8 protein-coding genes are annotated in these 15,772 nt (G+C 61.8%); 5 read left to right on the top strand and 3 right to left on the bottom strand.

Annotated features, from left to right (window positions below; all coding sequences use genetic code 11):
* Positions 1–9: 9 nt before the first annotated feature.
* The 5 genes from PCA31118_RS21895 to PCA31118_RS21875 all read left to right on the top strand — a co-directional run bounded on the left by PCA31118_RS21895 (position 10) and on the right by PCA31118_RS21875 (position 12,720).
* The gene (locus tag PCA31118_RS21895) at positions 10–4,932 is read left to right on the top strand and encodes an RCC1 domain-containing protein (RefSeq protein ID WP_150627107.1); all 4,923 of its coding nucleotides are present in this window, start codon (positions 10–12) and stop codon (positions 4,930–4,932) included.
* A gap of 15 nt (positions 4,933–4,947) precedes the next feature.
* Entirely contained in the window at positions 4,948–8,505 is a 3,558-nt protein-coding gene (locus PCA31118_RS21890; protein ID WP_150627106.1) for an RCC1 domain-containing protein, read from the top strand.
* Between the two features lie 102 nt (positions 8,506–8,607).
* Complete coding sequence (locus PCA31118_RS21885) at positions 8,608–10,290, top strand: hypothetical protein (protein WP_150627105.1); 1,683 nt, start codon at positions 8,608–8,610, stop codon at positions 10,288–10,290.
* Between the two features lie 84 nt (positions 10,291–10,374).
* Positions 10,375–11,856, top strand: coding sequence for a hypothetical protein (locus PCA31118_RS21880; protein WP_150627104.1), 1,482 nt, complete (start codon positions 10,375–10,377; stop codon positions 11,854–11,856).
* A gap of 180 nt (positions 11,857–12,036) precedes the next feature.
* Positions 12,037–12,720, top strand: coding sequence for an acyl-homoserine-lactone synthase (locus PCA31118_RS21875; protein WP_150627103.1), 684 nt, complete (start codon positions 12,037–12,039; stop codon positions 12,718–12,720).
* Positions 12,721–12,793: 73 nt separating this feature from the next.
* On the opposite strand, the gene PCA31118_RS21870 is transcribed toward PCA31118_RS21875, so the two are convergent.
* The 3 genes from PCA31118_RS21870 to PCA31118_RS21860 form a co-directional block, all read right to left on the bottom strand.
* Positions 12,794–13,507: an autoinducer binding domain-containing protein gene (locus tag PCA31118_RS21870; protein WP_246190369.1), complete on the bottom strand. Its 714-nt coding sequence runs from the start codon at positions 13,505–13,507 to the stop codon at positions 12,794–12,796.
* Positions 13,508–14,055: 548 nt separating this feature from the next.
* Positions 14,056–14,436 (bottom strand): DUF1801 domain-containing protein, encoded by a 381-nt coding sequence (locus tag PCA31118_RS21865; protein ID WP_150627102.1) that lies wholly within the window; start codon positions 14,434–14,436, stop codon positions 14,056–14,058.
* Between the two features lie 157 nt (positions 14,437–14,593).
* On the bottom strand, positions 14,594–15,754 hold the full coding sequence (locus tag PCA31118_RS21860) for an iron-containing alcohol dehydrogenase (RefSeq protein ID WP_150627101.1): 1,161 nt from the start codon (positions 15,752–15,754) through the stop codon (positions 14,594–14,596).
* Positions 15,755–15,772: the final 18 nt, after the last annotated feature.

Below are 15,772 nucleotides of genomic sequence, written 5' to 3'. Positions count from 1 at the left end.
AGGTCGATCATGAACGTCAGAGATGCTTCGCTCAAGCCTGAGGCACGAAAGGCACGCACCGGGGACGACAGCGCTCAGCCGCTTGTCCTTCAGGCGCCGCGTGTGCTGGACGCAGAGACCTACGGCGGTATCGGCTATCGAAGCCTGCACAATCCCGGGCAGCCGATCGTGGTGTTGGTGCCATGGAGCGACGATTTCGAGCGCAACGACGTACTGATCCTGTATTGGGGCGTGGAAGGCGTCGCGGTAGACGACATGTTCATCACGAACCCGGACAACGCGACCTACGCGATGAATGTGGACGTGCAGCACGTACTGGATCTGCCGGACGGCATCGTCGACGTCTGGTTCGAGCACGTCTCGAATATCAGCGGCGCGAGGCGGGAGTCGCCGCACGCGCAGGTTCTCGTCAAACGCACGAAGCCCGGGGGCGACGATCCCGACCAGTCGACGCCGTCGATCAACGAGAATCTTAAGCTTGCCGTGCTGCCGCCTGGCCCCATCGAGCCGCCGATTCCCCCGGAAGGAATACCCGTCACGATTCTCGCCTGGGAGAACATGGCCGAGGGCGATCGTCTTCGCGTGTTCTGGGGATCGGAGACCTTGCCCACGCGCACGATCACCACGGAGGAAGTGGACACCGACATTGTGGTGATGGTCGATGAAGCCACGATCGATGCCGCGGGCGACAGCGAAAAGCTCGCGGTGACCTACGACATTTACGATGCCGTGACGAACTACTCGCTGCGCGCGTTGCCGGCGTTCGTCAAAGTGGAGGCCGGCGACTCGATCTACGTCGCCCCGGCACTGAGCGACGCCCCGGGCGGGGTGCTCGACTTCGATGCGCTGGCGGGGGAGGACGCCGAGGCGATTGTGTTCATCAACAACGATCTCGCCGATGGCGACACCATCGAACTGGTGTTCGAAGGACGTTCCGACGACGGCGTGCCGGTGACGTTTTCGGTAAGCCAGCCTTGGGCCCCGCCGATGCTCGAAATCCCACTGGCGAATGCCAGTCTCGCGCCAGTCGTGCCGGGCGAAGGCTCGATCTTCTATCGCGTGACCGACAGCGGCGGGACTCCCAAGGGCCGCTCGGCGCGGGCGTATTACACCATCGTCGGTGTGGCGAAGGGATTGCCCGCTCCAGTGGTTCCGGAGGCCGAAAATGGAGAGTTGGATCCGTCGTTGGTCCCGAATGGCGCAACCGTCGAAATCGAGCCGTGGGTTGGCATGGCCATTGACGACATCGTCATGATGTATTGGGCGGGTACAGCCGCAGACGGTTCCCCGGTCACCGATCAGGACTTCAAGCAGATCAAGGCTGAGGACATCGGGCAGACCGTGACGATCCCACTGAGTTTCGAGACGATTTCGGCGACCGCGGGGGGATCGGCAGAAGTGTATTACGTGATCTCGTCAGGGGGCGGGCCACGTGAGTCGGATCGGCTAAAACTCACGGTGCTCAAGTTGGCGGACTTGCCGGCCCCCTTGATCGAAGGCGAGTCGAACGGTGAGCTTGATCCGGCACTGGTCCCCAACGGGCCGACGATCACGATTGCCGAGTGGCCGAATATGGCCGTGGGCGATTCGGTGCAGTGGTACTGGATCGGCACGTCGCAGGGTGGCCAGGCAACCGACAGGATCGACGTCACCACGCCCGGCCAGATCGGCGATCAGACCGGCACCATACCCCGTGGCGTGATCGAGATCAATGCGAACGGTGGCGACACGGTGAACGTCTACTACATCGTGAAGCAGGGCGGCGGGGATACGACGTCGCAGGCCAAATCGTTGCGCGTGCTTCCGCTGGCCGAGATCCTGCTGCCGCCCCCGGTCGTGGAAGAGGCGGTGGGCGAATCCCTCAATCCGGACGATGTCGATGAGTTCGCCACGGTCAGAGTGGACCCCTATCCGGGCATGGCAAGTGGTCAGACGGTGTGGGTCTACTTCGGCGAGGGCAGCGGAGGCGGCGAGGAAATCGATAGCTTCCTCGTGTCCGACCAGAACCTGAACCAGCCGATTCACATGTACGTGCCCAAGGCCAAGGTGGAGTACTTCGATACGTCGACGGTGACGGTGTATTACAGGGTCGTCAAGGCCCCTGGCGTGGAGGAGCGCTCGGAAGACCTTGTGCTCAACGTCAGCCGACCCGTGCGCTGGGGGGCGCCGAGCGTGCCGCAATCCATTGATGGCAATCTGCCCGAGGAGGCTTACGAGCGCGGCGTGCAGACCATCGTGCACCAACATCCGGACATGCAGGCCAACGACGTCATCGATCTTTACTGGGAGGGGGCGGGCAAGCCAACGTACCCGGACCGTGTGGTCGTTGGCGTACCGATGGATTTTCCATTTCGCGTGGAGAAGGCGATTGTCGATCGCTGGAAGGGCGAGACAGTCACGATTCGCTACACGGTCACCCGGGCAAGCGGCGTCATCCACTCCGATCATCTGACGCTGAATGTGGGATTTGTGCCGACGGACCTGGCCGACCCGGAAATGGACCAGGTGATCGACGACAAGCTCAATCTGTCCGATCTTACCTACGGTGCGGACGTGCGGGCCCTCGCGTATGAGGGAATGCGAATCGGCGATTACGTCTACTTCGACTGGGCTGGGGGGGAGGAGAACGGCGGGCTGACCGTCGACGTACAGATCTCCCAGAACATGGTCGGCCAGCCGGTCGACGAACACTTCCCTCTCGCCGACATTGAACCGTATGTTGATCAGACGGTGGACGTGCTGTATCGGGTGGTCCGGCAGAATGTTCTGGTCGGGCAGTCCAATCCGATCACATTCGAGGTCGTGCGCGATATCGCGACGTTCGACCCACCGCGTATTCCTGCCGTCGTCAACGGTGAACTCGATCTTCGCCAGGTCACAGGCGGCGTCGAAGTGATTGTGGACGTCAACGACGCGATGGCGCTTGGCGACGAGGTCGTGCTGACCTGGGATTGCTCTGTCGATGCCGGTTACTATTCCCATACCAAGCCGGTTGGCGGTGGCACCACCGTTGAGTTCACCGTGCCGTTCGAGACGCTCGAAGCCGGTATCGACGGCACCGTGAATGTGTCTTATGAGGTGCGGCGCAGCGGCAACGTCATCGGTTCCGGCGCGGCGGCTGCCTTCGTCATCCGCATGACCGAGTTGCCTGCGGTGGTGATGACGCAAGCGAACGGTGGCAATCTGGACCCGGACGCCGTGCCGCCGCAAGGCGCGACGGCATTGATCGATGCGTCGGCCATGTTCGAAGTGGACGACGTTGTCACGCTCAACTGGCAAGGCGTTCCGCCGTATCAGGTGCCGCATACGATTCAACCGACCGACATCGGCAAAGACCTGCCGCTGATGGTGCCCAAGAGCAACATCGACAGCAGCGACGGCTCCGTCGTCAAGGTCTACTACACGATCTTGCGCAAGAACGGCGGCGATATCGAAACGTCGCCCGATGCCGTTTATTCCGTGGGGCGCGAACTGGGCACAGGAGACTTGCTGGTGCTGGGCGCGCGCAATGGTAGTGCGGCCTATCGTGCGTCCAGCTCGCCGCGCTACCTGCGCGCCATCAGTACCGCGACGCGCCTGGACGTGACGGCCGAATGGCGTTACGAGGGCGATCTGTCGGGCGCGACGGGCACATCGTTCCTCGATACCCAGCCGTGGCGTGTGATCCATGCGCGCACCGAAAATGCTTCCACATCGGTCTTGCCGGTGCACTTCTCGGGAAGCGGCACGGACAGTGCTTCGACCACCGGGGCGGCGGCCTTTGGTGCGTTGCTCACGTTAGGACGTCCGTACGCGTGGGGACATCGGAGCTGGGGGGCGAACATTCATCCCAACCTCATTGGCAATGCCGGGTACGTCGAGATCAGCACGTCGCCTTCATCAATGGCAGCGCGTCACAGCAACGGTATGGTCTCCGTGTGGGGGCAGCCGAACACCGGCGGTGAGGTCACGCCGATACCGGTCAACATTCGACGCGTCGTGGGCAATGCGGGGGCCTTTGCCGCCATCCGGGATAACGGCACCCTGCAGGCGTGGGGTAACGAGAATCAGGGCGGCAAGCTCAACACCGCCGCCAGTCTTGTGAACGACGCCGATCGGGTGGTCGGCAGCGGATGGGCGTTCTGTTGCCGACGTGTGGGCGGCGAACTCGTTCCGTGGGGACCGGCCACGCACGGCGGCGAATTGCCGCCGGAACTGTCCGGACAGAAGTTCAAAGACGTGATGGGCAACTTCGGGGCGTTCTGTGCCTTGCGCGAAAACGGGACGTTGGCCGCGTGGAAGGACGACGCGTACGGCGGGGTGTTGAAGAACGGCGCCGAAACTGCAACGAACGTCGCATCGCTCGGCAGTGCGACGGCACGCGCGTTTTCCGTCATTACTACCGACCGGAAGATCATCGCGTGGGGGCCGAACACCCACGGCGGCGTGCTCTCGGAGGCCGCCAAGCTCGTTTCCGACTGCGTTGAAATCGTCGCTACATGGGGTGCGTTCTGTGCGCGTCGGCAGAACGGCAATCTGGTTTGCTGGGGCGACCCGAACCGGGGCAACAACTTCCCGCCCGCCTGGGCCACCTACGACTTCATTCAGGTGGTCGGCACCGCCCGTGCGTTTGCCGGACTGCTGCGAGATGGCCGCGTCTTCACATGGGGCGACCAGACCTTCGGCGGCAATTCATCGGCAGTCGCGCACCTTCTGGTGAACATCCGCGCGGTGTATGCCAACAGCGAGGCGTTTGCGGCGATTCGTGACGACAACGTGGTCGTGACGTGGGGAATCCCGAATGGCGGCGGCACGCCGACGCCTGACCAGCAAAACGCGCTCAACCAGAACATGAGCTACGAAGCGCCGGGGAACGCCTTGTCCGAGACGTCTGCGCAAGGCAAGGCGCTCGCGATCTACCGTCGCAAGCACGAAACGCTGGTCGTCGACTAACCGGGAGACATCGCGATGGACACGAAAAGCAAAACACCCTCGCGCGCGACGACGCGCTCGCCCTCGCCGACGGCATCGCCTTACGTTGCCCCCACGATCGAGAGCGTCGTCGATGGAAAGCTCGACCCGGCTCAAGTGCCCGACGGCCCCAAATACACCATTCCCGAATGGGACGGCATGGCCGTGGGCGATCGTCTGGAGTGGTTCTGGCTGGGCCAGTCGGTGGGTGGTCAGGACGCCGGTGACTTCAACATCGAAACCGTGGGCGACGTTGAAGTCACCGTGTCGCGCGGCGTGCTCGAAATCAATGCCAATGGAGGTGATACCGTGACCGCAATCTATGCCGTGACTCCGCAAGGCGGAACACGTGAAGAGTCCGAGACAACACTGGTCGAAGTCAAGCCGCTGAACGATGGCGACACGTTGCCGCCGCCTCGGGTCAACGAGGCGCCCGACGGCGTGATCGACCCGGACGACATCAACGTCGATATTACCGTGAGCGTCGATCCATACGAGGGCATGGCGGAGGGTCACACGGTTTGGATTTACTTCGGCGAAGGCACCGAGGCCGAGGAGAGCGATAACTTTTACATCTCACAGAACTACGTGGACACGGTCACCGAGATGTACGTGCCCAAAGCCAAAGTCGAGTTTTTCAAAGACTCGACGGTGACGGTGTACTACAAGGTCGAGAAAATCAAAGGTTCCGGTGTGTTCGACGTCTCCGATGAACTCACCCTGATCGTGGGCGAACCGGAAACGGAGCCACGTTGGCCCGCCCCCTATGTCGAGGAGGCAGACGGTGACTATCTGCCCGAAGAGGCTTATCAACGGGGCATTCGAACGGTGGTTCCGCTACATGCGGACATGCAGGCGAATGACGTCGTCGACCTGTATTGGGGGGAACCGGGGGACGACGGTTATTACCCTGACCGGGTCGTCATCGGTGTGCCTGAGAGTATTCGCTTCCGACTGACCAAGGACAAAGTCGATCCCTGGCTCGGCAGAATTGCCCCCGTGCGCTACACGATCACGCGCGGCAGCACGGTCATCCGCTCGGAGGTGTTGAAACTTGGCGTGGGCATCGAGCCGCAAAAAATGCCAGCGCCCACGATGGCGCAAGTGAACGAGGCGGGGGAGCTGAACCTCGGTGCATTGACGAAATACGCCGACGTAACGGTGCCCGTGTACGAGGGGATGAGCAGTGGAGACAGGGTCTGGATCGACTGGGGGCCAGGCTCTGGGAACGGCGACGACGGACTCACGCTGGCCAACCACGTGAGCGATGAGACCGAAGGCAAGCCGATCGACGATGCGTTCGAAGTCGTAGCGCTTCGGCCGTTCGTGGGGCAGACCGTGCCGGTGACCTATCGCGTGGAGGGCAACCTGGTCAACGACACGTCGGATGCCCTCTTGGTGACGGTCGTGGACGCCGGGCTCGAACTCGCGCCGCCCCGAATTCCTGCGGTCGTCGACGGCAAGCTGGACCCCCGGCAGGTCGCGGGCGGCGCGGAAGTGGTCGTGCCGTTCGACGCCGATCATATGGAACTCGGAAACACCATCCGATTGAGGTGGCGCAGCACGAACGCCGATGCGGATTTCACGCAGGAAAAGCCAGTCGGCGGGGGCGCGAAGGACATCGAATTTACCGTGCCCTTCGACATCGTCGACGCTGGCCTCGACAGCACCGTGACTGTTACTTACGACCTCATCGTCAACGACGATGTGGTGGCGTCGGGCGCGGCGATTCCATTCGTGATCGAACAGTCTGAGTTACCCGCCGTGGTGATGACGGACGCCAATGAGGGAAACCTGAACCCCGACGATGTGCCCGCCGATGGGGCGACGGTACGCATTGACGAGACCGCGCTCTTTGCGCTGGACGATATCGTCACGGTGTATTGGAAGGGGGCGACGGACTACCAGGTCCCCGCATACACGATCAAAGCCTCAGACGTGGGAAACGCCATCGAGTTACGTATTCCGAAGGCCACCGTCGAACAGAGCAACGGCACGGTCGTAGAGGTGAAGTACTCGATTTTGCGAAAGGCGTCGGGGTTCACGGAGGACTCGCCTCCGGCAACGTACGAAGTCGGCCGTGAGCTTGCGCAAGGGGATCTGATCGTGTTGGGGGCGCGCAATCGCCCGGCGGACATGCGCAATTCGGGAGGGTCGAAATACCTGCGTGCCGTGAGCGCCGACAAGCGCGAAGACATCATCGCCGAGTGGCGGTATGACGGCGACACGGCTTCCAAGTCCGGCGCGTCTTTCCTCGATAGCGAACCGTGGCGCTTGCTGCATGTGAGAACCGAAACGGCGTCGACGTCCATTCTTCCCGCGCATGTGGCCGGGTCGGGGATCGACGCCAATACGGCGACGGGGACGGCGGCGTTCGGGGTCCTGATGTCGACAGGTGCGCCGTATGCGTGGGGAAATGGTTTGTACGGCGGTGATATCGATCCGGCGTTTATGGGCATGGCGGCGGTGGAACTGAGCACAACGCACCACGCCATTGCCGCGCGTCTGGCGGACGGCAACGCTGTGATGTGGGGCAACCCCGCGAACGGCGCGCCCGATATGCCGTATCCGGCCAATGTGGCGCATATCGTCGGCAATCTGGGGGCCTTCGCCTACATACGCAAGGACGGGACATTGGGCGCATGGGGCAATGCCGCGACAGCGGGTGTCGTGGAGGGCGACGCCCTGACGGTGACCGACGCCGACAGGATCATCGCGAACTCTCACGCTTTTTGTTGCTTGCGCAAGGACGGGAAGATGGTGCCATGGGGAACCGTTGCGAACGGTGGCGTTATCGACGATCTCATGAAGAAGGAAACCGTGACAGACGTGCTGGGCAGTACACAGGCCTTCTGCGCGCTGCGACCCAATCACACGCTCATCGCATGGGGGCTGGACACGAACGGTGGCAAGCTCGAAGACGATGTCGCACTGGCCCGCGATATCACCGAACTGGCTGCGGCGACGTCGGCCGCGTTTGCCGTCATCACCGAAGAAAACAAGGTGATGGCATGGGGAAACGAGCTTTTCGGCGGCAAGGTGAGTGAAGCCGTGAAGATCTTCAGCGACATCGTCGAGGTCGTCGCCAACACACGGGTCTTCTGTGCGCGCCGGGCCAACGGACAGGTGATCACCTGGGGGCCAGACAAGGCTGCGGTCGACTACGGACATCCGATGCCCGTCGACGTGGCGCTCGCACAGTTCGTTCAGGTTGCCGCATCGTCTGCGGCATTCGCCGGACTCAAACGTGACGGTACGGTCATGGTGTGGGGCGACCCGGCGCGCGGGGGCGACGCATCGGCGGTTGCGCATCTGCTGGTCGACATTCGGGCGATTTACGCCAACAGTCAGGGGTTTGCAGCAATTCCTTCCAAGGGCGGCATCGTGAGCTGGGGCGTCGCCGCCGGTGGCGGAACGCCGACGCCACAGCAGCAGGAAAACCTCGACAGGTACGTGCGCTATGAAGTTAAAGGCTCGGCGATCGACCGGACTTCGCCACAGGGTCGCGCACTGACCCGATATCAGTTGCGCCGCGCCGTGTTGGAAAGCGCGTAACCATCGCGTTCGCCTCTGGCGTGGCCATTAACGGTGCCTGTTCCCGATTCAGGGCGGCACCCGGCAGGCAAGGTTGAGAGCCCAGTCTCAGGAGGGAGCATCATGGCAACGACGATTCCAACGGCGCAACGCGCCAAGGCAGCGGCATCGGGTGAGGCCGCAGGCACAGGTGCGCAGGTGACGCAGGTGAGCACACGTCGGGCGGTCATCACGGCGGATCACCCGCCGCCGGAGTTCCCGGACCTGGAGGATGGCATCCTCGATCCCGATTTGCCGAGAACCATCGTCAGCGTGCCCGCCTACGCGGGCAGTCAGGCGGGCGATTGGGTCTGGATCCTGTGGGACGCGAAGGTCACCGGTCTTTACGACGATGCTTTTCCCGTGACCGCGCCTGCCGCGGACTTTCCCATCAGATTTCGTGTGGAAGACGACAAAATCAAACCGAACGAAGGCACGACCGTTTCCGTATGGTTTGAGGTCAGGCGCGACGGCGTCGTCGTAGAAACGTCGAACGTGGCGCTCGTTCCCATCGGTGAACAAGTGCCTGAACCGGGCGATGTGGACCCCCCGGCGATCCAAGGCGTCGTCAACGGCGTGCTGAATCTCGCGGACGTACCCGAGGAAGGCGTGCTTGCAATCGTTGAGCCGTATGCGGGAATGAATGTCGGGCAATACGTCTTCATCGATATCAACGACTCGACGTGGGAAGAATACGTTCGTATCACCGACGCCGGTCAGGTCGGGCAGCCGGTGCCGTTCACGATTCCCAGAGAAGATTTGCAGAAGTTCTCCGGCACGACGATCACGCTGCACACCGTGGTGACGGGGCACGAGAATGGCACGATCAAATCGAATCCTCTGCAAATTCGCGTGCTGGAACCGGTGGGAGAACTGCCTCTGGTCACCGTGCCGGAAGCGGTCGGAAATTCGCTCGTGCCGGAAGATATCGTCGGCGATTTCATCGAGGTTGTGATCGGCCCGTATCCGGGCATTGCCGAGGGCGACAAGATCTCGTTTCGCTGGGTCAACGCGAGCGGCGCGCCTGCACCGTTCCAGGGGGAGGTCACCGTAGGCGGCACGCCGCAACAGGACTATGTCTTCGATGTACCGCGCAATCACGCGGACCTCAACAAGGAGAAGTCCGCGACGCTCACCTACACCGTGACGCGCGGCACGTCGCAAAGCCCGTCCGAGCCGTTCGTTCTGTACATCGGGGAAGCGTTCGAAGCGCCGCTGATCGCCGACATGTCGAAGTACCGATACATCGTGGGCAGCGAGAAGCCGCCGGTGGCCGTGCCGGACTACGCGAGGTTCCTGCGCGAGGCGAAATTCGGTACGCCGCCGTACACCTATGCGAGCGCGAATGCTCAGGTTGCGATTGTCGATAGCGCGGGCTTCGTTACGGTCATGGGCAATGGGTCGGCGCAAATTTCCGCGACCGACAGCCGCAACGAAACGCGATCGTTTACGGTGACGGTCGCCAACCTGAAGACGATGCACTTCGTCAGTCCGTCACAGAACTTTGCGGGCGCCGCCGTCGCTTGCGCCGCCGCCGGACTCAATGTGCCGACGGTGGCGGACATGCAGGCATTCTGGACGACCTATTTCCACAGCTCCGGCCCCGTGGCGCAATACATGGGCTGGCTGTCGTACCAGTTCTGGACCAGCCAGCAGATCGGCGCGGGCACAGCGAACGCCTACGACCTCAACGGACCGGATGAACAGCAGAACGTGAAGGGACGCAACGAAGCCGACTACCTTCAGGTCATCGGTGTGACGCCCTGAACATCGCACGCGCATCGGGCGCAACGCTCCCTCGAAACCATCGAAATCACGTTTAGGGAGCGTGGCTCCCACGCGAGGTGTTCCATGTTGATCCGGATGGGGAAAACGGCACGGCGGCTCATGACGCCGGTGCTGGCGATGTCGTTCGCCTGCACTGGCGCGCCTTTCGCGAAAGAACCGGCGCCAGTAGTGTCGGTGCCGACGTCGGCGGCTGCGGCCACACCGCATTTGCCCGGCGCCGAAGTTGCGTTTGCCATCAATCGGCGCTACGCCCAAACGCCCGGGAAATGTTTTGTCGGCGGCCCTGCGTTCGATTGCTCCGGGGTCATGCTGCGCACGGCGCCGGCGGGCGCACCCGGTACCGATTTCTGGCGCATTGGCTCGGACGAGACGGCCGCCGGCTACGCGCGCATGTATTTTGCGCGGCAGGATTTGCCCGCTGCGAATCCGTCCGACTCCGTGGGCTTCATTCTCGCCGACCGGCCGACGGCCGCCGGCAACGGACAGCCTTACGATTTCGTCTGCGGTCAAGCCCCGCTGGCCCAGTCGTTGCCGCCATGCGCCAACCCTGCCGACGCTGTCGGTGTGAGCCTCTGGAACGTGAACGATCCGGCGGCGCTCGCGGTGCAGGCCATCTACTACGATGTGGCCAATGGCGGCCAGCTTTCGCAGGCGCTTCGCTATCAAAAGCAGTACTACGACCGCACGGGCCAGTGGATCCCTGTGCTCAAGGCGACGTTGGGTGCGGGCGCGGCCACCGCGTTCGGATTCGACGAGGAAGATCAGCTCAGCTATGGCTTCACGGTGGCGAGCCGACTCGAACAGCGTCATGCCGACACACGCATGACCTGTCCGGACAATACGCCCGGCTATCGCTGCGCAGGCGTGCTGGTTCGCATCACCGGGTATGGAAATTTCAAGTCATGGAACCCGAGCGACCCCGCGCAGGCGCGCAATGGCGTGTCGTTTTCTTACGCGCGAGCGGACATGAACATGAGAACGACACACCGGGGCGATCCCGGCGTCATCATGGCCGAATTGCAGGCGCCGACGGGGCACCCGCTGGAGTGGCGTTGCTCGTTTCCTGCCAATGCGGCGTCGAGCGGTCGTCCGGGCGCTTGCGGCACCACCAATGGTGATCTTCGCCTTTGCGACGCGCGGGGTATCACCACGGCCGCACAGTGGATTGCCGCTCACGGTAGCGCGCCGCAATCGGGCTGCGGACTGTCGCCCAGCGTTGAACAGTTTGCCGTGCTCAAAGACTTGCGACAGACGATCAACAGCCAGCATAACGAAGTCATCATCGCCGCCTGGCCGCAGAATATTCCGGAATTGCTGCCCATCGAGGCGTGGTTCTATCCGACGCCGGAGGACAAGGGCGGCGCGCAGTACATTCAACAGGACTACATGGCAACGACCGGGCATTTCAAGCCGGTGCTGGCGGTCACGCTCACCAATCCTCCCGGCACCATTTACACCTATCGGGTCGAGGATCAGGAGGGCGCCATGGACCTCGATGCGGTGCTCGCAATGCCGCGAACCGGACGTCAGGATCCGGACTGGTGACCGAAAGATCGGACCAAACGCCGGACCGAAAATCGCCTTCGGAATCTCATGCAATGAGCGATCTTTGAAGGCATTTTTCCGCGGTTTGCATGATGATTTTCGTACCTGTCAACGTTGACAGTTTTCGCTGCATTTCGGCGTCGCTAATCTGCCTTCATCTACTAACGATGGAGGTTTGGAATGCGAGTCGATGTGATGCGCGGTGCTCAACTGGTCCCTTCCGCACGAGGCGAAATTGCGCGCTTTCGCCATCGGGTTTTCGTGGAAAAACTCGGATGGGAAATGAAATCTTCGTCACAGTACGGCATGTCGGAAGATGGTGAGGAGTCCGACGAATATGATCGTGACGACACCATTTACGTCACGCTCCGTCACGAGGATGCGATCGTCGGATGCGCCCGGTTGCTGCCGGCCACGCATCGCTATTTGCTCGGCGATCATTTTCCCCATCTCGTAGACGATCTGCCTGCCGCCGTACACATGGGAGACGGTTTCGACATGGGCGAGGGCGCTTACGCACATGGCGCGCCGCCGACGCCCGTGTGGGAGCTCTCCCGATTTGCCTGGGAGCCGCCGCAGGCCGAAGGTATTGCGCCAGATCAAGCGGACGGTCAGCAGTCGATCCAGGGCGCCAGGGAACTGTTGCGGGCCGCCGTCTTTACGGCCAGTTCGTTGGGGGCGCGCCGGCTGATCGGGGTGACCTTCGTCAGCCTCGCGCGCCTGTTCGTCCGTATCGGTGTGCCGACCCACAAGCTCGGCGCGGCGTATCGCATCGATGGTCGTCTGGTGGCGGCTTACCGTATCGACATCGACGATACGACGCGTGCCGCACTCGGCCTGTCGGACGGTCAGTCCACGAACTGAGTTAGCGCGGGGCGGGGCCCTTTCGGGCCTCGCCTGACAGCCTCGGTTTTTCAGCGTCGCGAAGGGGCGAACCTCAGCGCCACATCACGAGCCGAATCGCGCTTTGCACCTTGTTTCTGCAGCCCGTCTTGTCGAGGCAGTTGCGAATATGGAAGTTGACCGTGCGTGTCGAGATACCGAGGATGTCGCCGATTTCATCGGCGGTCTTTCCCTCTGCCGTCCACAACAACACTTCACGCTCACGGCCTGACAACGACGCGAGATCGAACGGCGGATGTTGCGGACGCAGCAGTCGACTCATCGACTCGTGGGTGTAATTCGCCAATGCGCCCATGCCGACTTGGAGCGAACTCAGCTCGATGGGCGTGAGGTGTTCCGTCGACCGGCTGAAGCTCAGCAGACCAAATTCGCCATGCGGGCCCCAACTGGAGCGGGCCACGCCATGATTCAGGCCGAAATCGTTCGCGTCACGCCAGAGCGCATCCGCTTGCGGCAAAGTCGGGTCGCGCCAGGACAGAAGCCTGTCGGTGTGAGCGCCGACGACGACGGTCGGGTCAATGTCCAGATATCCGCTTGCGCCGTAGTGCGACATCCACCCGGTCGGGTAGCTGTCGAAGACCCGCACTTCCGATTGGGTAGCACTGCGATGATGACGAAAACCGTAACTGCAATATTCGAAACCGATGCGTTTTGCGAACGAGTCGATTTGCAGGAAAAGCTTCTGCGAGTCGGTGATTCCGTGGCAATGGTCGTGGATGGTTTCCAGCAAATGCATCAAGGCAGACATGATGTCTCCAGGGGGAGTTGATGCTTGTGCGTTTAACTGTTTTTTCAGAAACACCGGTTCCTCGGGCGCGAGCGACGCCACCACGACGAATTTCGCCGTGTCGGCCCCTGGGTCACTTCAACGCGTCGGAGTTTTAAAATGAATGCGAATACAAGATGGTGTTGCTGACGTTGGCAATCGTTTCGCACGCCGTGGCAATGCAACTATCGAAAGCTACGCATCGGGATCGGGTGGCTTGGCCACATGTTTGAATTTCGTTCCGTATGCCGATGGGCTGAAGAATATCAACCGGTTCGCAGGTTTTCAATGTCTGCATCAAAAATATAAAAAAACGAGACCCTTAGAATTTCAAGATATTTTTTTATTGGATTTTGCGACGTATTGTTAACGGTTTTTGTATTAAAAATCTCTCTTGTTTTGAGGTATTTTGATTAAAATCATGCGCAATTTTTATTGGGAATGATTATCGGTGCTGAGCATGATTTTCTCTTTTTGAATGAAGAGAAGAGTCCAAAATATTTAAGTGGTTTATTAAAACGAATCGCAAGTCAGCCTTGATTCGCCTTGATGGCAGCTTTGATGAGTTGGGTCAGTGCTTTCTCGTCGACCGGATCGCCCTCATGAAAATCGATGGCGCGGCGCGTATTGCCTTCGAGGCTGGCGTTGAAGAGGTGAGTCGGATCCGGGAGCGAGGCGCCTTTGGGGAAGGTCATCTTGATAGCGGCCTTGTAGGCCTCGCCGGTGCAGAGAATGCCGTGACACGACCAGACGGGCACGCGCCATTTCCACTCCTCGACGATATCGGGGGACGCACTCGTGACGATCTTGCGCAGGTGCGCGAGCAGATCACCGCGCCAACCGGCCAGTTCGGCGATGCGGGCATCGATGAGGGCAGCCGCTTCGGCGGCGTCGGGGAAGGTCTTCTTCATGGCGGTGTCCCGGTCCTGAGCGAAGCAACGAGATCGAAGCAACGCGAACGATGAAGCGCCATTGTAGCGGGGCGCCGTTAGCAATGAACGGCGCCCGCCTGCCCCCCTGCAACCGCCTGCACCGTCAGTCACGGCGATGCAAGCGATGCGGTAAGAATCAGAACGCAGCGCTATATATCGCGAACGCGTCCGCCTCGGTGACTTCGCGAGGGTTGTTCACGAGCAGGCGCGTCTGAAGCATGGCGTCGCTGGCCATGCGCGCAATGTCCTCCTGCTTGACGCCCACTTCGCGCAGCGTGCGAGGAATCGCGGTCTCGACGATCATCGATTCGATGTGTGCGATGAGCGCGTCGGTTTTCGCCTCATCGCTGCCAGCGGTCTTACCCGGCAGAATCACCTCGGCCAGTTCGGCGTACAACTGGCTTGCGGCCGGGGCGTTGAAACGCATGACGTGCGAGAGAACAAGCGCGTTCGACAGCCCGTGAGCGACATGGAAAATACCGCCAATCGGGTAGGCGAGGGCGTGAACGGCGGCCACCGGCGAATTGGCAAACGACTGGCCGGCAAACATGGCGCCGACGAGCATCGCCTCGCGGGCGCTGCGATCGTTGCCATCGTTGCACGCCGGCAGGAGATTGCGCGAGAGCAGCTCCAGCGCTTTCACGGCCAGCATATCGGAGATCGGATTCTTCAGATGGGCGGACGTATAGGCTTCGATGGCGTGGACCATGGCGTCGATGCCCGTGGCGGCCGTAGCCGCGCGCGGCAAGCCGAGCGTCAACTCTGCATCGAGGATCGCCAGATCCGCGAAGAGCTGCGGCGCCACCACGCCCATCTTCGTTGTCTCACCGGTCGTGACGATGGACACGGCCGTCACTTCCGAGCCGGTACCGGCCGTCGTCGGCATTTGCACCAGCGGCAGGCGCGTACCCGTCACCTTTTTGACGCCGTACATCTCCTGGATCGACTGCGTGCCGGGCAGTAGCACGGCAAGTAGCTTGGCCACGTCCATCGACGAGCCGCCGCCCAGACCAAGCACGATCTCGGCATCGGCGGCGCGTGCGCGCTCGGCGGCTTCGAGCACGACATGCTCGGGCGGATCGGCGATCACGTCGTCGATCACCGAGACCTGCCAGTCGTGTTTGGCGAGATCGGCCAGTGCGGGGGCGAGCAAACCGCTCTTGTGCAGAAAGCCGTCCGTCACCACGCACAGGCGCTTGCCTGCCGGGAACTGCTCGCGCAGCAATGCGCCGAGACGGCGCGCGGCGCCGAATTCGACGACGACGGTGGGAACCGTCTGGAAACGAAACGCGTTCATGATCGTTTTCCTCTTGAA

Source organism: Pandoraea captiosa (genome assembly GCF_902459775.1).
GTDB lineage: Bacteria > Pseudomonadota > Gammaproteobacteria > Burkholderiales > Burkholderiaceae > Pandoraea > Pandoraea captiosa.
Note: the sequence above shows the minus strand (reverse complement) of the source record. Positions and strands in the feature narration are given on the sequence as shown.